Raw genomic sequence first — 18,041 nt, forward strand, 5'->3', positions numbered from 1 at the left:
AGTTGCTTGCGCTGATTTAAAAAGGATTTGCAAGTGTTTTATCTTGCAAATCCTTTAATACCAAGCGGTAACAGCTATTGATTACAGAGTACGGGCAATCTCGCGAATCTCGAACACTTCCAGCTGGTCGCCTTCGCGGATGTCGTTGTAGTTCTTGAGCTTGATACCGCACTCGAAGCCTTCCTTGACTTCCTTGACGTCGTCCTTCATGCGGCGCAGCGATTCGATCTCGCCGGTGTAGATGACCACGTTGTCGCGCAGCAGGCGGAAGTGCGCATGGCGCGTGACGTGGCCCTGCAGGATGTAGGAACCGGCCACGGTGCCGATCTTGGAGGCCACGAACACGGTGCGGATCTCGGCCATGCCGATGATTTCTTCGCGCTGCTCGGGGGCCAGCATGCCGGACATGGCCGCTTTCACTTCTTCCACGGCGTCGTAGATGATGTTGTAGTAGCGGATATCGACATCGTTGCCTTCGGCCGTCTTGCGGGCCTGGGCGTCGGCGCGGACGTTGAAGCCCAGGATGATGGCCTTGGAGGCCAGCGCCAGGTTCACGTCCGATTCGCTGATGCCGCCCACGCCGGAGTAGACGATCTGCACCTTGATCTCCTCGGTGGAGAGCTTGAGCAGCGAGGTGGACAGCGCTTCCTGCGAGCCCTGCATATCGGCCTTGATGATCAGCGGCAGCGTCTGCACGTCGCCAGAGGTCATCTCGGAGAACATGTTCTCCAGCTTCGCCGCCTGCTGCTTGGCCAGCTTGGTGTTGCGGAACTTGCCGGCGCGGTAGGTGGCCAGCTCGCGGGCACGGCGCTCGTCGAGCATAACCATGAATTCGTCACCGGCCTGCGGCACGTCGGACAGACCCTGGATTTCCACGGGAATCGAGGGGCCGGCCTGCTTGGCCGTCTTGCCGTCCTCGTCCAGCATGGCCCGCACGCGGCCATAGGTCTGGCCGGCCAGCACGATGTCGCCGACCTTCAAGGTGCCGGACTGCACCAGCACCGTGGCCACCGGGCCGCGGCCCTTGTCCAGCTGCGCCTCGATCACCAGGCCCTTGGCGGCAGCGTCTGCCGGGGCTTTCAGCTCCAGCACTTCGGCTTGCAGCAGCACATGCTCCAGCAGCTCGTCGATGCCCATGCCGGTCTTGGACGACACGGCCACGAAGGGCGAATCGCCGCCGTATTCCTCGGGCACCACTTGCTCGGCCACCAGCTCCTGCTTGACCTTTTCGGGGCTGGCATCGGGCTTGTCGGCCTTGGTCAGGGCGACCACGATGGGGACGCCCGCCGCCTTGGCGTGCTTGATGGCTTCCTTGGTCTGGGGCATCACGCCGTCATCGGCGGCACACACCAGAATCACGATGTCGGTGGACTTGGCGCCACGGGCACGCATGGCGGTGAACGCCTCGTGGCCCGGGGTGTCCAGGAAGGTGACGATGCCGCGCGGCGTCTCGACGTGGTAGGCGCCGATGTGCTGGGTGATGCCGCCCGCCTCGCCCGAGGCGACCTTGGTGCGGCGGATGTAGTCCAGCAGCGAGGTCTTGCCATGGTCCACGTGGCCCATGACGGTGACCACCGGGGCACGCGACAGCAGCTCGCCCGTGTATTGGGCGGCGTCCTCTTCGCTGAAGGCTTCCGGGTCGTCCAGCGCGGCGATCTTGGCGGTGTGGCCCATTTCCTCGACCACGATCATGGCCGTGTCCTGGTCCAGCGGCTGGTTGATGGTGACCATCTGGCCCATCTTCATCAGCACCTTGATCAGCTCGGAGGCCTTCACGGCCATCTTGTGCGCCAGCTCGGCCACGGTGATGGTTTCGGGCACCGAGATTTCCAGGGCGCGGAACTCCTGCTGCTGGGCCTGCTGCTGCTCGTGGCGGTCATGGCGGTCGTTGCCACGGCGGCCACCCTTGTTGCCGCCGGCACGCCAGTTGTTGCCACGGTTGCCGACACCGCCGCTGGAATCGCCACGGGTCTTGATTTCCTTTTTCTTGGCGCTGTCGTCACCGGCCCAGCTCGAAGACAGCTTGGACGATTTGACCTCTTTCGATTCCTTGCGGCCACCGGCTGCGCCCTCGGCAGGCTTGGCCGCCGTCGGTGCTTTCTTGGCAGCAGTGGCCGGCGCGGTGGCGGCAGCCGCCTTTTTCGTTTCTTCGGGCTTTTCCGGCTTCTTGGCGACCAGCACCTTCTTGGGCGCGGCCATCATGGCGCGGATGGCCTCGGCCTCGGCCAGCGCTTTGCGGCGGCGGTCTTCCAGGTCCTTGGCGCGTTCGGCTTCTTCCTTGGCACGTTGCTGGGCTTCCTGCTCGGCCTGCTGGCGGGCTTCTTCCTGGGCCTTGACGCGCTCGGCAGCAGCGGCAGCGGCTTCGGCAGCGGCTTCCTTCTTGGCTTCCTTGGCCTGGCGCAGCTTGGCGGTTTCGGCCTGGGCGTAGGCGCGGGCGCGTTCCTCGGCCTCGCGCTCCTTGCGCTCGCGTTCTTCACGCTCGGCGCGTTCCTGGGCCAGTTCGGCTTCCTGCACGGCGATCGAAGCGGCCTGCTGGCGGGCCTGTTCCTCGCGGCGGGCCAGCTCCTTGTTCTCCTGCTCGGCCTGGGCGGCCTGCGCGGCGCGGGCGGCGACTTCGGTCGGGTCTTCGCGCTGGATGAAGGTGCGCTTCTTGCGCACTTCCACCTGGATCGTGCGGGCCTTGCCGGTGGCGTCGGCCTGCTTGATTTCGCTGGTCGAGCGCTTGGTCAGCGTGATCTTCTTGCGCTCGCCGCCCTCGCTGACGCCACTGGTGGTTTTCAGATGGGCCAGCAGTTGCTGTTTGTCGTTATCGGTCAAGGGGTCGTTCTTCGAGGTCTTGGCTACGCCTGCGGCTTGCAGCTGTTCCAGCAGGTCTTCGGGGGATTTTTTGAGTTCGCTCGCAAACTCGGCAACGGTATTCAATGACATATCTCGTTCTTTCCTCCCTTACTTATTCCTGATCCTGGTCGAACCAGTGTGCCCGCGCCTTCATGATCAAGGCGGTAGCCTCTTCGGCACTTTGTCCGGTCAGGTCGGTTAATTCATCGATGGCCAGGTCGGCCAGATCGTCCCGGGTCAAGACCCCGCCTTCGGCCAGCTTGGCCAGGATTTCGGGGGTCACGCCTTCCAGGGTGCGCAGGTCTTCGGCAATCTGGCCGACGCTTTCCTGCTGGGCGATTTCCTGGGTCAGCAGGGCATCCTTGGCGCGGGTGCGCAGCTCGGTGACGGTTTCTTCGTCGAAGGCTTCGATCTCCAGCATCTCGGCCAGCGGCACGTAGGCCACTTCTTCCAGGCTGCCAAAGCCTTCCTCGACCAGGATGTCGGCCAGTTCGGCATCGACATCCAGTTTTTCCATGAACAGCTTGCGGGCCGAATCGGTTTCCTCGGCCTGCTTCTGCGCCGATTCGGCGGCGTCCATGATATTGATCTTCCAGCCCGTCAGGTCGGAGGCCAGACGCACGTTCTGACCGCCACGGCCAATGGCGATGGCCAGGTTTTCTTCATCGACCACCACGTCCATGGCGTGCTTTTCCTCGTCGACGACGATGGACTGCACGTTGGCCGGCGCCAGGGCGCCAATGACGAACTGGGCCGGGTCTTCGCTCCACAGCACGATGTCCACGCGCTCGCCGGCCAGCTCGTTGGTCACGGCATTGACGCGCGAGCCGCGCACGCCGACGCAGGTGCCGATGGGATCGACGCGCTTGTCGTGGCTGATGACGGCAATCTTGGCGCGGCTGCCGGGGTCGCGGGCGCAGCTCTTGATTTCCAGCAGGCCCTGTTCGATCTCGGGCACTTCGTTGCGGAACAGCTCGATCATGAATTCGGGGGCCGCCCGCGACAGCACGATGGGGGCGCCGCGCAGGGTCAGGTCGACTTCCATGATCATGGCCCGCACGCGGTCGCCGCTGCGCAGGTTTTCCTTGGGAATCATTTCGCCGCGCTTCAGGCGCCCTTCGACACGCCCGGATTCGACGATGATGTCGCCCTTGTCCAGACGCTTGACGGTGCCGGTAAAGATTTTTTCACCGCGGGCCATGAATTCGCCCAGCAGCATTTCGCGCTCGGCATCGCGGATTTTTTGCAGGATGACCTGCTTGGCGGTCATCGCGCCGATGCGGCCAATGGGCACCGACTCGATCTGCTCCTCGATGTAATCGCCCACCTGCACGCCGGGCTGGCGATCCTCCGCGTCCATCAGCAGTTCTTCCGCTTCCGGGTTTTGCAGGCCGGCATCGTCCGGCACCACCAGCCAGCGGCGGAAGGTGTCGTAATTGCCCGATTCGCGGTCGATCGTCACGCGAATATCCACCTCGCCGTCAAACAGCTTCTTGGTCGCCTGCGCCAACGCCTGCTCCACCGCCCCCAACACCACATCGCGCTCGACATTTTTTTCACGCGAAATGGCTTCTACCAACATCAACAGCTCGCGATTCATGCGACCACACTCCTTCGTTCTTGCATTCATGGCGTGCGCCGCCTTGCGGGACGCACACTTCTTTCGACTATTTTTTCCTGCAGCCCGCTGCCGGCCTTACGACGCCTTGGCAGCACGCCCCTTAAAACTGACCACCGGCGCCAAGCGGGCCTCTTGCAACTCATCCAGCACGAAGCCCAGCGCCTGCAGGGGCGCGGGTTCGCGCTTCTTGCTGACCCGCTGGCCGGGCTTGCGTGGCGGCTCATCGCTCCAGACGATTTGCCAGCTTTGCGCATCCACCTGCTCCAGCGTGCCGCGAAATTTCTTGCGATTGGCGTTCACCTGCCCCTGGGCGGCCGCACCGATGGGGGCTTTCAAAGTGATGTCCACCAGTTCGCCGGCAAAGCGCTCGAAGTCCTGCGCATGGCGCAGCAGGCGATCGATGCCGGGCGAGGACACTTCCAGGCGCTGGTAATCGACGCCATCGACCTCCAGCGCAAACTGGAGCTGGCGGGTGACTTTCTCGCAGTCTTCCACCGTGATGAAAGCCTCGGGCGCAGGCGCGTCGCCTTCTGCCGGGGGTTGCCAGGGCAGGTCAATGGTGATGCGCAGCAACCCGCCGGCAGAGCGTTCGATCTCTACCAAGTCATACCCCAGGCCGGTTACTGTCTGCTCAACAATTTGCTGCAATGCCACTGCGTCAATCCCTCGCTTGGATTTTCCAGATTAAAAACAAACGACCAAAAAAAACGGGCGGTGTGTACCCGCCCGTTTGGTCGTGAGCCGCAGATTATAGCCCGCAAACCATTGATATGCAATGCACGCCCCAAGGGAAATCGCCCTGACGCGGCCCGTTTTTACATCCCGTGCGCAGCCAACCTGGGCTGCAACTGCGTCCACAGGGCCTGCACCGCCGCATCCACCCCCACCGGGGCGGGATTTTCGACCATGCAGGAGCGCACCAGCCGTTGCAGCACAGGCAGCTGCGGCGGCAGTACGCCCATGAAAACGGGCCGCTGCCCCTGGGCGATCAGCAGCGTGGGAAAGGTTTCGATCTCCCAGTCGGCCAAAAGATCGGCGTGCGCCTCGTCCTCGACATCCACCCAGCAATAGCGCACCGCCGCACCGCTGCCCTGCTGCGCCATGAAACCGTCGAAATACTCCCGGCACGTCCCGCACCACTGGGCGCACAGGCAGACGACGTACCAATCCCCTTCGGATTGCGGCATGAACGTGAACCTCCAAACAAAAAGCCCCGGACGGATGCGCGGGGCCTTCACTGCAGCGCAGGCGCTGCCACACGGGTGTCTACCGAGAGCCGTGGCTTAGCCGTGGCGCTTGCCGGGATTCTTCTTGAAGCGGGTATGCGAACCGCGCTCCAGGCTCACGCGCTGGCCACGGCCACCGGTGGGCACGGCGTAGCCGTTAGGGGGAACGGGACGGGGTGCGCGTTTGCGGTCGGCTTCAGTAACGATCTTGTTGCCCATGACGATTTCTCCAAAGGGATGGTGGGTAAGTTGAAAAACCCTGCATTCTTTCATATCCGGACGCCGCTGGCACCAAGGCGCCGGAAATTCCCTGCCGAAATCGCCCGGCCTGGAGGTCAGCCCGCCATCCGGCCCGGGCCGCAAAGGCGGCTGCACCGCATGAAGGAAAACCTGGCACTGCAATCTCTGTGCCTGGGATATATTTAAAAGTGAGCTGTTTCCGTTGGTATTGGAACGATTTCAGATAGAAAAGCACCTGAAATCTAATGATAGAAAGAGAAAACAGCTCTCTTTTCAATAACTACAACGTCGCCTGCACCAATTGCTGCGTATACGGATGCTGCGGCGCATCCAGCACGGCATCCACGCTGCCCGCTTCGACCACCGCGCCATCTTTCATGACCAGCACGTGGTGGGCCGTGGCGCGGACGACATCCATGTCGTGCGTGATAAGCAGGTAGGCCAGCCCGCGCTCGCGTTGCAGTTGCTGCAACAGCGCCAGCACTTGCTTCTGGATGCGAGCATCCAGGGCGCTGGTGGGTTCGTCCAGCACCAGCACCTGCGGTTGCAGGATCAGGGCGCGGGCAATGGCCAGCCGCTGGCGCTGGCCGCCGGAGAACTCGTGCGGATACCGCTCCAGCAGGCCGGGGAAGGCGTGCGGGTGCAGATCGACCTCGGCCAGCGCCTGCAGCACGCGCTGGCGGCGCTCTGCCGGGCCAAGTTCCGGCGCGTGAACACGCAGACCCTCGCCCACGATGGCCTCGACCGTCAGACGCGGCGAGAGGGCCGAGAACGGATCCTGGAACACCACCTGCACCACGCGGCGCAGCGCCTGGTTGGCCGGGCTGTTGCGCGTGGCCGGCTGCTGCCACGGCTGGCCGCCGATGGCCAGTTGCCCCTGGCTGGGCAGCAGGCCCAGCACGGCCTGGGCCAGGGTGGATTTGCCGGAGCCGGATTCGCCCACCACCGCCAGGGTCTGCCCCTGGCGCAAGGTAAAACTGGCCGCCTGCACGGCGGCAAATTCGCCTTTTTTGAACCAGCCCCGGATGCCGGGCAGCGCCGTCGGGTAGGTCACGCGCAGCCCTTCGGCGGCGATTTGCACGGCAGCATCGTCCTGCGCGGGCGCTATCTGGCGCTGCGGCGTGCTGTCCAGCAACTGGCGCGTGTACGGATGTCCGGGGCGGGCAAACAGGTCGGCCGTGGCGGCCTGTTCGACGATCTGGCCGTGCTGCATGACGGCCACGCGGTCGGCAAAGCGGCGCACCAGGTGCAGATCGTGGGTAATCAGCAGCACGGCCATGCCGGTCTGGCGTTGCTGGTCGGACAGCAGCGCCAGCATCTGCCCGCGCAGCGCCACGTCCAGCGCCGTCGTGGGCTCATCGGCCAGCAGCAGCTTGGGGCGGCTGGCCAGCGCCATCGCCAGCATGGCCCGCTGGCGCTGCCCGCCGGAGAGCTGGTGCGGCCACGCCTGCGCCCGCTGCGCCGGTTCAGGGATGCCGGTGGCGGCCAGCAGTTCCACCGCCTGCGCCCAGGCGGCCTTGGCTGCCAGCCCCTGCTTGAGCTGAAGCACCTCGGCAATCTGGCTGCCGATACGCATCAGCGGGTTGAGCGCGGTCATCGGCTCCTGAAAAATCATCGCCACGTCGCTGCCGCGCACGCCACGCAATTCCCGCTCGGACAGGGCCAGCAGATCGCGCCCGTTCAGCCGGGCCTGGCCGCTGATGGCGGCCGCCTCCACCAGCCGCAGCAAACTCAGCGCCGTGACGGATTTGCCGGAACCGGATTCGCCCACCAGGGCCAGCTTCTCCCCGGCGTGGAGGGTGAAGTTCACGCCCTGGACGACGGGCTTGCTGCCAAAGCGCACGTGCAGGTTTTCAACCTGGAGCAGGGGCTGCGCCGTGGCCGTCGATGCTTCTTTTGCCGTCACAGGGTGTTGCCCTCCAGGCGCGGAATCCGGTGATCGGCCAGCAGCACCTGCATTTGCCCGATGGCCGTGCGGTTGAGCAAGGCCAGGCGCTCGGACGGCGACAGCCCTTGCTGGATAAAATGGGCATTCAGCGTTTCCAGGTTCGCCAGACACACCAGTTGGGCAGCATTGGCCTCGTCGCGGATATTGCCTTTGCTGCCGGGATTTTCATCGCGCCACTGCTTGGCCGTTTTGCCAAACAGGGCCATGTTGAGCAAGTCGGCCTCGCTGGCGTAGATCAGACTGGTTTGGGCAGCGGTAAGCTGCGGCGGAATCAGATGTGCCTTGATCGCATCGGTGTGGATGCGGTAGTTGATCTTGGTGAGATTGCGGCGGATGTCCCAGCCAAGCTGCTCGCGCTCGGTTTCCTTGAGACGCTGAAATTCCTTGATGAGGTAAAGCTTGAATTCCACCGACACCCAGGAGGCAAACTCAAATGCGATGTCCTTGTGCGCGTAGGTACCGCCATAGCGTCCGGCCTTGGCAGTGATGCCAATGGCCCCGGTGGCATCAATCCAGCGTTTGGCGGTCAGAACAAAACTGTTCAGGCCCGCCTGATTTCTAATCCCATCGAATTCGATGGGTTTGAAATCAGGGTTGTTGAGCTGCTCCCATATACCCAGAAATTCAATGCTGTTGCGGTTCCTGAGCCAGTTTTGAATGATGTAGTCGGTGCGCTCGCTGTCCTTGTAGCGGGCAATGTCGGTCAGGGAAATGAAATCATCTGCTTTGGTGCTGGAGATGACATTCACTGCGGTGCCCTTGACTTGTATTTTGGCCATATCCAACTCCTCTGAAAGTCACGCCTGCGCCTTGCGCGGGTCGAGCGCATCGCGCAGGGCATCGCCCATGAAGGTCAGCAGCAGCAAGGTGAGTACCAGCACGCCGAAGGTGGACAGCGAAATCCACCACGCATCGACGTTGTTCTTGCCCTGAGCCAGCAGTTCGCCCAGGCTGGGGGTGCCGGGGGGCACGCCCAGGCCGAGAAAGTCCAGCGAGGTCAGCGCCAGGATCGCCGCGCTCATGCGAAACGGCAAAAAGGTGACCACCGGCGTCAGGCTGTTGGGCAGGATATGCCGCCAGATGATGGCCCCGTTGGACACCCCCAGCGCCCGCGCCGCCTTGACGTAGTCGAGCTGGCGGTTGCGCAGGAACTCGGCCCGCACGTAGTCGGACAGGGCCATCCAGCCGAACAGCGAGAGCAGCACCAGCAGCAGGCCGATGCTGGGCGAAAGCACGGCGCTGAAGATGATGAGCAGGTACAGCTCCGGCATCGAACCCCAGATTTCGATGAAGCGCTGAAAGGCCAGATCCGTCCTGCCGCCAAAAAAGCCCTGCACCGCCCCGGCCAGCACACCCAGCACCACGCCGACCGCCGTCAGCGCCAGGGCAAACCAGGCACTGACGCGAAAGCCGTACAGCAGTTGCGCCAGCATGTCGCGCCCGCGCTCGTCCGTGCCCAGCCAGTTGGCGCGGGACGGCGGCGCGGGGTTGGGCTGCTCGGCAAAGTAGTTGATGGTGCCTGCACCATAGCGGTTGGGCGCAAACAGCGCCCAGTTGCCCGGCTGGTTCAGCTGCGCCTGGATGAAGGGGTCGAGGTAATCGGTCGGCGTCTGGAAATCCCCGCCAAAGGTGGTTTCCGGGTAGTCCTGCCAAAGCGGGGTATAGAACTGCCCCTGGTAGCGCACCAGCAGGGGACGGTCGTTGCTGACCAGCTCCGCGCCCAGGCTGATGACCACCAGCGCCACAAACAGCAGCAAGCTGTAAAAACCCAGGCGGTTGCGGGCAAAGCGCTGCCAGGCGCGGCGGGCAGGGGAAACGCCTGATGCACGCGCTACCGGGACAGATGGCGCAAGGGTTTCAATCGAATTTGACACGCGGATCCACCCAGACGTAGCACAGATCGGAAATCAGCTTGGTGACCAGACCGATCAAGGTAAACAGGTACAGCGTGCCCAGCACCACCGGGTAATCGCGACGGATGACGCTTTCGTAGCTGAGCAGGCCCAGGCCGTCCAGGGAGAACAGCGTCTCGATCAGCAGCGAGCCGGTAAAGAACGCACCGATAAAGGCGGCCGGAAAGCCGGTGACGATGGGCAGCAGTGCATTGCGAAAAACATGGCGGTACAGCACCTGCCGTTCACTCAGCCCCTTGGCGCGGGCGGTGAGTACGTACTGTTTGCGGATTTCTTCCAGAAAGGCGTTCTTGGTCAGCATGGCAGTCACGGCAAAGCTGCCCGCCACCATGGCCGTGACCGGCAGGGCGATGTGCCACAGGTAATCGGTGGCCTTGCCCAGCAGGCTCAAGTCCTCCCAATTCGCCGAGGTCAGACCGCGCAGCGGGAACCACTGCAACTGCCCGCCAAAAATCACCAGCAGCGCCAGCCCCAGCACAAAACCGGGGATGGCGTAGCCCACCAGAATCAGCAGCGTGGTGACAAGGTCGAAGCGCGAACCGGCCCGCACTGCCTTGGCGATGCCCAGCGGCACCGCGACGAGGTAGCTGATAAAGAACGTCCACAGCCCCAGGCTGGCCGAGACGGGCAGCTTTTCCTGGATGAGCTGCCAGACATCCTTGTTCTGGAAAAAGCTGCGCCCCAGGTCGAAGCGGGCGAACTGGCCCAGCATCTGCACGAAGCGCTCGGGTGCAGGCTTGTCGAAGCCGTACAGCGCCTTGATCTCCTCCAGGCGCTGAGCGTCCACCCCCTGCCCGCCCCGGTAGGCCAGGGCGGCGCCTTCGCCCCCCGTACCCGCGCCCGCCTTGGCCTCGGCCAGATACTGTTCCACCGGGCCGCCGGGGACGAACTGGATCACGATGAACGTCAGCAGCAGCACCCCCAGCAAGGTGGGCAGCATGAGCAGAATGCGCTTGAGGATGTAGGCCAGCATGGGCACTGATTATGGCGGCGGACGCCCCTGCCGACGACCATTGGCCGTGCGAGAAGGCTATCCTGCCAGCGCCCGCCGGCCCGATGGAGCCAACGCTGACGCCAGCACCCGCTGACTTTGCCCTGCATCGCCCATCTGGAAAACCGCGACCGAGCGCACCAGTTCCTGCGCCTGCCCTTCCAAGCTGTTGGCGGCAGCGGCCATTTCCTCGACCAGGGCGGCGTTCTGCTGGGTCATATGATCCATGTGCGTCACGGCTTCGCCTACTTGGCGCACCCCCGCGCTTTGCTGGCGGCTGGCGACGCTAATTTCGCTCATCAGATCGGTCACGTGGCCAATGGCACCGACGATTTCCTGCATCGTCGCACCGGTTTCCCTGACCTGTTCGGCCCCCAGCCCCACGCGCTGCACGCTGTCGGTAATCAGGTGCTTGATCTCGCGGGCAGCCTCGGCAGAGCGCCCGGCCAAGGCCCGCACTTCAGTGGCAACAACGGCAAAGCCCCGACCTTGCTCTCCAGCGCGGGCTGCTTCCACGGCCGCGTTCAGCGCCAGGATATTGGTCTGGAAGGCAATGCTGTCGATCACGCCGATGATGTCGGCAATGCGGTGGGAACTGTCGTTGATGCCCTGCATGGTCTGCACCATCTGCTCGATCATGGCGCCGCCGCGCAAAGCCACTGCACTGGCGGACTGGGCCAGTTGGTTCGCCTGATCAGCGCTGTCGGCATTATGTTGCACGGTGGCACTCAGCTGTTCCATGGACGCAGCCGTTTCCTCCAGTGCGCTGGCCTGCTCCTCGGTGCGCGAACTCAAATCGACATTGGCCTGGGCGATCTGCCCGCTGGCGCTGGCGACGCTGGCCGAGCCGCTGCGGATCTGATCGACAAGGTGGCGCAGCCCATGCAGCATCTGTTGAAGGGCCTGCAGCAGTTGCGCGGTTTCGTTGTGCCCCTGCGCCTGAAACTGCATCGCCAAATCACCGCCAGCGACCGCCTCGGCCACCACCACCGCCTGACGCAGCGGGCCGGTAATGGCACGACTGGTTTGCAGCGCCAGCAAAGTAGCCGCCACGATGGCAAGGCCCATAGCGCCCCATATGGAAATTTCAAGGGATCGCCCGGCAACCTGAACCTCCCGAACGGACTCGTCAAGCAATTGTTCCTGGAAGCGAAGCAATGCCTCCACGGACTGATTAAAGGCCTGCAAAGCAGGCCATGCCTCGACAAAGATGACCTGCCGTGCTGCGGCAGAGCCTTGCTCATCCATCAGCATTAAAAATTTATCCTGTGCGGCAACATACTGCTGACGGTGGATGAGCAGGTCGTCCAGTAGCGCTCGCGCCTGCGGATTTTCGATTGCTGCTGCCAGCTGGTTCAGTTGGGTAGCAATTTTCCCCCGCCGCTCAAGAATGGTTTTTTTGCTTTGTTGGAAATTGTCGGCGGTGTCCTGCAGCAACATGTCCCGCATGGCAATCGAAATCATGTTCCGGTCTTGATTGATGTTGTTTAACAGCGCCATACGGGGCATACGCTCCTTGGCTACGCTGTCGAATCTTGATTCCAGCGCAGCGCCCGTCCATAAGGCAACACTCCCCAACCCCAGGAGCAAGGCCCCCATCAAAGCGAAACCAAGCATCAGCTGCATTGAGATTCGCATGTCTTTCCAACCCATTTCGTACTTCCTGTAGAGATGACCGCCAGTTGAATCCGAACTGGCTTTGCCATCACCGATCAGGGCAGAAAAGACACTCGTTATCAACCAACTATTTATCAAAAAATCAATCGAATTTTTACATATTTTTCAATTAAATATTGATTGATTTTTCAATTGATGTATAGCTTCCATTAGATGAAAGAGAAGATGGAATTCAGCATCCGCCTGCGCCAGGCAATGGCCGATGCTGGCTACGCAGCCAGTCCTTCCGTGCTGGAACATGAGTTCAATTTGCGCTGGTATGGACGCTCCGTCAGCACCCAGGCGGCTTGGAGCTGGCTCAACAGCAAAGCCATTCCCACCCAGGACAAAATCCAGGTACTGGCCGAATGGCTGAAGATCGAGCCGGAAGTGCTGCGCTTTGGCGAAGCGGTGCGCCAGTCGGTGAAAACGCACCACCAGCGCTGGGAAGAAGGCGTGGGCTACCTGGAACGTGAAACCTTCGATGCCTTCCTGCAACTGCCCGCCCCGCAGCGCAAGCTGATCCGCGAGGTGATCCTGACCTTTGCCAAGGCCCATAACAGCGTTTAACCACCGGTTTTCACGCTGAACACCTGCGCCGCAAAGTCCCGCCCGCCACACTGGATTGCCCGCCAGCGGCAAGGCCCGTACTCCGGGGGATGAAGATGTTTGACAGTTACAAACCGTAGTAATCCGCCCTCTTCACTATCATCGACGCCCATGTTTCCTCCCGACTCGCATACACGACGTCGCGCTTTGGGCTTGCTGGCGGGCATGTGCCTGCCCGCTGCGGCGCATGAGGCGCCGCGTTTTCTGGTGCAGACCGAGCCTTCGCTGGCCCATGCCAGCGCCTTGATCGAGGCCGCCCTGGCCGCAGCAGGTTTTGCTGCGACGTTCCGGGAAACCCCGGACATGAGCGAGCAGCGCAACCTGTACGAGGGGCAACAGGGCAATGTCCACCTGAGCCTGCTGCCCACCACCCCCGACCGGCTGGCGCTGCTGCGCAAGGGCAGGCTGCGCCTCGTCCCCGTCCCGCTGGAGCGCGGGCTGCTTGGCTGGCGGGCCTGCTTCGTGGCCCGGCAGGATGCCGACAAACTCGCCAAGGTGCGCGATCTGAACGGCCTGCGCCGCTTCGTCATCGGCCAGGGCAGCAGCTGGTGGGACGCGCAAATTTACCGTGCCGCCGACATCGCCACGCGCGAAATCCCCAACTGGCGGGACGGACAGTTTTTCCGGCAGATGGCCCTCGGGCAGATCGACCTGTTCCCGATGGGGCTGGAGGAATCCCTCAACTACTTCCTGCCGCACTTCCAGCAGCGCTACCCGGAGCTGGTACTCGATCAGCACCTGCTGCTGCAATACCCGTGGTACCGGGCGCTGTGGGTCAGCCCCCATCCCGAGGCCGACAGGCTGTACGCGGCACTGCAAGCCGGTTTTGACCGCATCGTGCAGACCGGGGAATTCGAGCGCATCTGGAACCGGCTGCGCCCCCTGCCCGATCCGGCCGCATGGCGGGGCCGCACCGTGATTGCGCTGAAAAACCCTTGGTTCGGGCCGGAGCTCGTCGCCCCAAAATACCGGCACTTGCTGTTGCAGCCCGCGCTGGGCTGACACCCCATGCCCCAGCCAAGCAAACTGCATACCCGCTTCGTTCGCCAGTTGCTGCCGCTGCTGGTGCTGGCGTTTGTCTTGTCCGCAGCCAGCACGACCTGGTTCACCCACCGCAGCCAGCTGGCCCAGGCCCAGGTGCAGCGCAGCCAGACCCTGGTGACGCTGGGCGCCGCCCTGGTCAAGCCCCTGTGGGACTGCGACGGCACCACCATCCAGGCCGTGGTGCAGGCCATGACCGACCAGCCCAACGTGCGCAGCGTGCTGGTGCAGGATCAGTGCAACGCCACCACCTGGCAGGCCGGCACCCAGGCGCAGGGGCCAGACCTCCATACCCTGACCATTCCGCTGCTGTACTACGCCTCCACCGGGCGCAGCTACAGCGTGGGGGCGCTGACCATCACGTTCACGGGGGTGTCGGTCCGCACCTCGCTGACGCACAACGTGGGGCTGCAACTGGTGGTGTTCGCCACCATGCTGGCCGCCGTGCTGACAGGCGCGGCCTGGGTGTTCAGGCGCATCATCGGCCGCCCGCTGCACCGTCTGCGCGAAGCCATGCGGGCGCACCAGGAGCTGACGCCCATCCCCGCCCACTGGGCCGAGGAACTGGCCGAAATCACCGCCACCTACAACACCCAGGTGCAGGAGCTGCGCCGCCAGGCCCGCCACGACCCGCTGACCGGCCTGGGCAACCGCACGCTGCTGGAGGAACACTTGCAGCGGGCCATCCGCCGTGCCGAGCGCACCCGCGCCCTGGGGCACGTGCTGTTGCTGGACCTGGATCGTTTCAAGCCCGTCAACGACACCTACGGCCATGCCGCCGGGGATGCGGTACTCAAGACCGTGGCCCAGCGCCTGCTGAGCTGCGTGCGCGATACCGACACGGTGGCCCGCCTGGGCGGGGACGAGTTCGTCGTCCTGACCCCGGACGCCCCGGTGGAAGGCAGCATCCAGGCCCTGGCGCAGCGCCTGCGCAACGCCATCGAGCAGCCCATCGACTGGAATGGCCGGGCGCTACAGGTGCGTGCCAGCATCGGCGTGGCCCAGTTGCTGCGCGACGGCACCACCAGCGCCGCCCTGCTGGCATCCGCCGATGCTGCGATGTACGCACACAAGCAGCAGGATCGGTGATTTATTTAATAGCTGCTTCCGTTTTTATTCAAACGATTTACGATTGTTTTATATCCAAAACAATGTATTCATCAGCGGAGACAGCTATTGTTTTTTAGACCACCAGGTCTGCAACACCCATTCCTCCCCCATCGAATAGGGCGGCAGCGTCTGCGGCACGCCCAGACGCCAGGCGTTGTAGGCCATGCGGTGGGCACCGCCCGACCATTGCGGGATCAGGTAATGGCCGTGGGCAATGGCCCGCTCCAGCGCGTGGCAGGCGGGCAGCAGCGCCTCCTGGGTCGGGGCGCTGACGATGGCGCGGATGAAGGCATCCACCGCCGGGCTTTTCACGCCGGGGAAGTTGCCGGAATCCTCCTGATCTGCCGCCTGGCTGCCGAACAGGTCGGCCAGCTCCTGCCCCGGGTTGTTCGTGCCCTGGTAGGCGATGCTGATGATGTCGAAGTCGAACTTGCGCACCCGCTGCTCGTACAGCGCATAGTCCACCGAGCGGAAACGCAACTGCACGCCCAGCTTCTGCAGGTTGCGCTGCCAGGGGGCGACCACGCGCAGGCTGCCCTCGTTGCTGTCCAGGTATTCCAGCACCAGGGGCTGGCCCTGGGCGTTGCGCAGCACGCCGTCCTGCACCGTCCAGCCCGCCTCCTCCAGCAAGGCGCGGGCCTTGAGCAGGTTGGCCCGCAGGCTGCCGGGCGGGCGGGTGCTGGGCGGCTCGGCCATGGGGCCGAAGGCGGCGGGCGGCAGGGTGGCGGCAAAGGGCTGCATCAGCGCCAGCTCGGCCGGCGTGGGGCTGCCCTGGGTGGCGCAGGGCGTATTGCCGAAGATGCCGCGCACGCGCTGGTAGGCACCGTAGAACATCTGCCGGTTCATCCATTCGAAATCCAGCGCCAACCCCAAGGCTTCGCGCACGCGCACGTCCTGCAAATACGGTTTGCGGCTGTTCAGCACGTAGCTCTGGAAACCCGTGGGCAGCTGGTGGGCAAATTCGCCCTTGACCAGCTCGCCGCTGTTGAACTTGTGGCCATTCACGCGCCGCGCCCAGTCGCCCGCGCTGAAAAAGCGCATGACGTCGAACTCCCCGGCCTTGAGCGCTTCCAGCCGGGCGGTGTGGTCCCGGTAGATCTTGATTTCGATGCGCTCGAAGTTGTACGTGCCCACGCGCACGGGCAAGTCCCTGGCCCAATAGTCGGCGTCGCGCACGTAGGTGATGTCCTTGCCGAAGCGCACCGGGCCGATGCGGTAGGGGCCGCTGCCGATGGGCTGCTCCATCACCACCTGATCGAACGGCTTGCCCGCCCCCCAGGCACGGCTGAAGACGGGCAGGGTGCCCACCGTCAGCGGCAGTTCTCGGTTGGGCGCGGTAAAGACGAAGCGCACGGTGCGCTCGTCCAGCACCTGGCATTCGGCCACCTCGGCCAGCAGCGTGCGGTAGCCGGGCATGGCGTGCGGGCCGACCAGGGTGTCGTAGCTGTGCTTCACATCCTGGGCCAGCACCGGAGCGCCATCGTGAAACCGCGCCCCGCGCCGCAGGCGGAAGGTGGCCGAGAGGCGATCGGGGGCCACCGCCACGTCCTCGGCCAGCAGGCCGTAGCCGGTGGCGGTTTCGTCCATGCTGGCGACCAGCAGGGTGTCGAACATCAGCGGGGCCAGATAGGCCGGGGCGCTGCCCTTGATGGTGAAGGGGTTGTACTTGTCGAAGGTGGAGGTGCGCAGATTGCTCACCAGCCGCAGCGTTCCGCCCTGAGGGGCCTGGGCATTCACGTAGTCGAAATGGGCAAAGCCCGCCGGGTATTTGGGCGTGCCCCACAGGGCATAGGCGGCATCGGCCCAGGCGGCCGGGACGGCCAGCAGCAGACATGCGGCCAGACCGGATGCCAGGGCGGCACGCAATGAAGTTCGGGTACACAACATGCGACAATTCTGCCCCAGCACCCAGGCGGCGCGACTGCAAGCGCCGCCGGGGTTTTCTGTTTTCCAGCCTTTCCCCCCCTTTCTAGGAGAAGCACCATGGGTTTTCTGACCGGCAAAAAACTCTTGATTACCGGCGTCCTGTCCAACCGCTCGATTGCCTATGGCATTGCCAAAGCCTGCCGCGCCCAGGGCGCCGAGCTGGCCTTCAGCTACGTGGGCGAGCGCTTCAAAGACCGCATTACCGAGTTTGCCGCCGAGTTTGACTCCACCCTGGTCTTCGACTGCGACGTGGCCGACGATGCGCAGATTGAAAAAATGTTTTCCGACCTGGGCGCCACCTGGGGCAAGTTCGACGGCTTTGTCCACAGCATCGGCTTTGCCCCGCGCGAGGCGATCGCCGGCAACTTCCTGGACGGCATGACGCGCGAGAACTTCCGCATCGCCCACGACATCAGCGCCTACAGCTTCCCGGCCATGGCCAAGGCCGCCCTGCCCTACCTGAACGACAAGTCGGCGCTGCTCACCCTGTCCTACCTGGGCGCCCTGCGCTCCATCCCCAACTACAACACCATGGGGCTGGCCAAGGCATCGCTGGAAGCCTCGGTGCGCTACTTGGCCGAAGCCGTGGGCCGCACCGAAGACGGCCGCAGCATCCGCGCCAACGGCATCAGCGCCGGCCCGATCAAGACCCTGGCCGCCAGCGGCATCAAGGACTTCGGCAAGCTGCTCTCGCGCATTGCCGACGCCGCCCCGTTGCGCCGCAACGTGACCATCGAGGACGTCGGCAACGTCGCCGCCTTCCTGCTGTCCGACCTCGCGGCCGGCGTGACCGCCGAGATCACCTACGTGGACTGCGGCTTCAGCCAGACGGCGGGCCTGAGCAACGATCAGGTGTAACGGCACTTGCGCCTTCCGCCAGCCACCCGCAGCGTGCTGCGGGTTTTTTCATTCCTGCCGGAAG

The 18,041-nt window shown here is 63.9% G+C and carries 15 protein-coding genes; 4 read left to right on the forward strand and 11 right to left on the reverse strand.

Going from position 1 to position 18,041, the window contains the following annotated elements:
- Positions 1 to 81: 81 nt before the first annotated feature.
- The 10 genes from infB to ACFO3A_RS12580 all read right to left on the reverse strand — a co-directional run bounded on the left by infB (position 82) and on the right by ACFO3A_RS12580 (position 12,532).
- Entirely contained in the window at positions 82 to 2,928 is a 2,847-nt protein-coding gene (infB, locus tag ACFO3A_RS12535) for a translation initiation factor IF-2 (RefSeq protein ID WP_377726858.1), read from the reverse strand.
- A gap of 22 nt (positions 2,929 to 2,950) precedes the next feature.
- The gene (nusA, locus tag ACFO3A_RS12540; protein WP_377726861.1) at positions 2,951 to 4,438 is read right to left on the reverse strand and encodes a transcription termination factor NusA; all 1,488 of its coding nucleotides are present in this window, start codon (positions 4,436 to 4,438) and stop codon (positions 2,951 to 2,953) included.
- A gap of 96 nt (positions 4,439 to 4,534) precedes the next feature.
- The gene (gene rimP / locus ACFO3A_RS12545) at positions 4,535 to 5,113 is read right to left on the reverse strand and encodes a ribosome maturation factor RimP (protein ID WP_377726864.1); all 579 of its coding nucleotides are present in this window, start codon (positions 5,111 to 5,113) and stop codon (positions 4,535 to 4,537) included.
- 161 nt (positions 5,114 to 5,274) lie between these two features.
- Entirely contained in the window at positions 5,275 to 5,646 is a 372-nt protein-coding gene (locus ACFO3A_RS12550) for a thioredoxin family protein (protein ID WP_377726866.1), read from the reverse strand.
- Positions 5,647 to 5,742: 96 nt separating this feature from the next.
- Positions 5,743 to 5,904 carry a hypothetical protein gene (locus ACFO3A_RS12555; protein WP_377726869.1) on the reverse strand — a complete coding sequence of 54 codons (162 nt, stop codon included), beginning with the start codon at positions 5,902 to 5,904 and terminating at the stop codon, positions 5,743 to 5,745.
- Between the two features lie 301 nt (positions 5,905 to 6,205).
- A complete protein-coding gene (locus ACFO3A_RS12560) occupies positions 6,206 to 7,831 on the reverse strand; it encodes an ABC transporter ATP-binding protein (protein ID WP_377726872.1) in 1,626 nt (541 codons plus the stop codon).
- Positions 7,828 to 8,652 (reverse strand): KilA-N domain-containing protein, encoded by an 825-nt coding sequence (locus tag ACFO3A_RS12565; protein ID WP_377726874.1) that lies wholly within the window; start codon positions 8,650 to 8,652, stop codon positions 7,828 to 7,830. Before ACFO3A_RS12565 ends, ACFO3A_RS12560 begins: the two co-directional genes overlap by 4 nt.
- A gap of 18 nt (positions 8,653 to 8,670) precedes the next feature.
- Complete coding sequence (locus ACFO3A_RS12570; protein WP_377726876.1) at positions 8,671 to 9,747, reverse strand: ABC transporter permease; 1,077 nt, start codon at positions 9,745 to 9,747, stop codon at positions 8,671 to 8,673.
- Entirely contained in the window at positions 9,731 to 10,759 is a 1,029-nt protein-coding gene (locus ACFO3A_RS12575; RefSeq protein WP_377726878.1) for a microcin C ABC transporter permease YejB, read from the reverse strand. Before ACFO3A_RS12575 ends, ACFO3A_RS12570 begins: the two co-directional genes overlap by 17 nt.
- Positions 10,760 to 10,816: 57 nt before the next feature.
- Complete coding sequence (locus ACFO3A_RS12580) at positions 10,817 to 12,532, reverse strand: methyl-accepting chemotaxis protein (RefSeq protein WP_377726880.1); 1,716 nt, start codon at positions 12,530 to 12,532, stop codon at positions 10,817 to 10,819.
- Between the two features lie 75 nt (positions 12,533 to 12,607).
- Between ACFO3A_RS12580 and ACFO3A_RS12585 the strand changes: the two genes are divergently transcribed.
- The 3 genes from ACFO3A_RS12585 (at position 12,608) to ACFO3A_RS12595 (ending at position 15,172) form a co-directional block, all read left to right on the forward strand.
- The gene (locus ACFO3A_RS12585; RefSeq protein ID WP_377726882.1) at positions 12,608 to 13,003 is read left to right on the forward strand and encodes a transcriptional regulator; all 396 of its coding nucleotides are present in this window, start codon (positions 12,608 to 12,610) and stop codon (positions 13,001 to 13,003) included.
- 150 nt (positions 13,004 to 13,153) lie between these two features.
- Entirely contained in the window at positions 13,154 to 14,044 is an 891-nt protein-coding gene (locus tag ACFO3A_RS12590) for an amino acid ABC transporter substrate-binding protein (RefSeq protein ID WP_377726884.1), read from the forward strand.
- Positions 14,045 to 14,050: 6 nt separating this feature from the next.
- Positions 14,051 to 15,172, forward strand: coding sequence for a diguanylate cyclase domain-containing protein (locus ACFO3A_RS12595; protein WP_377726886.1), 1,122 nt, complete (start codon positions 14,051 to 14,053; stop codon positions 15,170 to 15,172).
- An 84-nt stretch (positions 15,173 to 15,256) separates the two neighbouring features.
- Here ACFO3A_RS12595 and ACFO3A_RS12600 read toward each other — a convergent pair whose 3' ends face one another.
- Positions 15,257 to 17,080 carry an extracellular solute-binding protein gene (locus ACFO3A_RS12600; RefSeq protein WP_377726888.1) on the reverse strand — a complete coding sequence of 608 codons (1,824 nt, stop codon included), beginning with the start codon at positions 17,078 to 17,080 and terminating at the stop codon, positions 15,257 to 15,259.
- A 96-nt stretch (positions 17,081 to 17,176) separates the two neighbouring features.
- On the opposite strand from ACFO3A_RS12600, the gene fabI reads away from it, so the two are divergent.
- The gene (gene fabI / locus ACFO3A_RS12605; RefSeq protein ID WP_377726890.1) at positions 17,177 to 17,977 is read left to right on the forward strand and encodes an enoyl-ACP reductase FabI; all 801 of its coding nucleotides are present in this window, start codon (positions 17,177 to 17,179) and stop codon (positions 17,975 to 17,977) included.
- The last annotated feature ends 64 nt before the right edge of the window (positions 17,978 to 18,041 follow it).

The organism is Comamonas nitrativorans (assembly GCF_042654765.1).
GTDB classification, from domain to species: domain Bacteria; phylum Pseudomonadota; class Gammaproteobacteria; order Burkholderiales; family Burkholderiaceae_C; genus Comamonas; species Comamonas nitrativorans.

Coding starts and splice junctions, on each gene's coding strand:
- infB (WP_377726858.1), bottom strand. CDS start 2,928: ATGTCATTGAATACCGTTGCCGAGTTTGCGAGCGAACTCAAAAAATCC.
- nusA (WP_377726861.1), bottom strand. CDS start 4,438: ATGAATCGCGAGCTGTTGATGTTGGTAGAAGCCATTTCGCGTGAAAAA.
- ACFO3A_RS12550 (WP_377726866.1), bottom strand. CDS start 5,646: ATGCCGCAATCCGAAGGGGATTGGTACGTCGTCTGCCTGTGCGCCCAG.
- ACFO3A_RS12555 (WP_377726869.1), bottom strand. CDS start 5,904: ATGGGCAACAAGATCGTTACTGAAGCCGACCGCAAACGCGCACCCCGT.
- ACFO3A_RS12565 (WP_377726874.1), bottom strand. CDS start 8,652: ATGGCCAAAATACAAGTCAAGGGCACCGCAGTGAATGTCATCTCCAGC.
- ACFO3A_RS12575 (WP_377726878.1), bottom strand. CDS start 10,759: ATGCTGGCCTACATCCTCAAGCGCATTCTGCTCATGCTGCCCACCTTG.
- ACFO3A_RS12585 (WP_377726882.1), top strand. CDS start 12,608: ATGAAAGAGAAGATGGAATTCAGCATCCGCCTGCGCCAGGCAATGGCC.
- ACFO3A_RS12590 (WP_377726884.1), top strand. CDS start 13,154: ATGTTTCCTCCCGACTCGCATACACGACGTCGCGCTTTGGGCTTGCTG.
- ACFO3A_RS12595 (WP_377726886.1), top strand. CDS start 14,051: ATGCCCCAGCCAAGCAAACTGCATACCCGCTTCGTTCGCCAGTTGCTG.
- ACFO3A_RS12600 (WP_377726888.1), bottom strand. CDS start 17,080: ATGTTGTGTACCCGAACTTCATTGCGTGCCGCCCTGGCATCCGGTCTG.
- fabI (WP_377726890.1), top strand. CDS start 17,177: ATGGGTTTTCTGACCGGCAAAAAACTCTTGATTACCGGCGTCCTGTCC.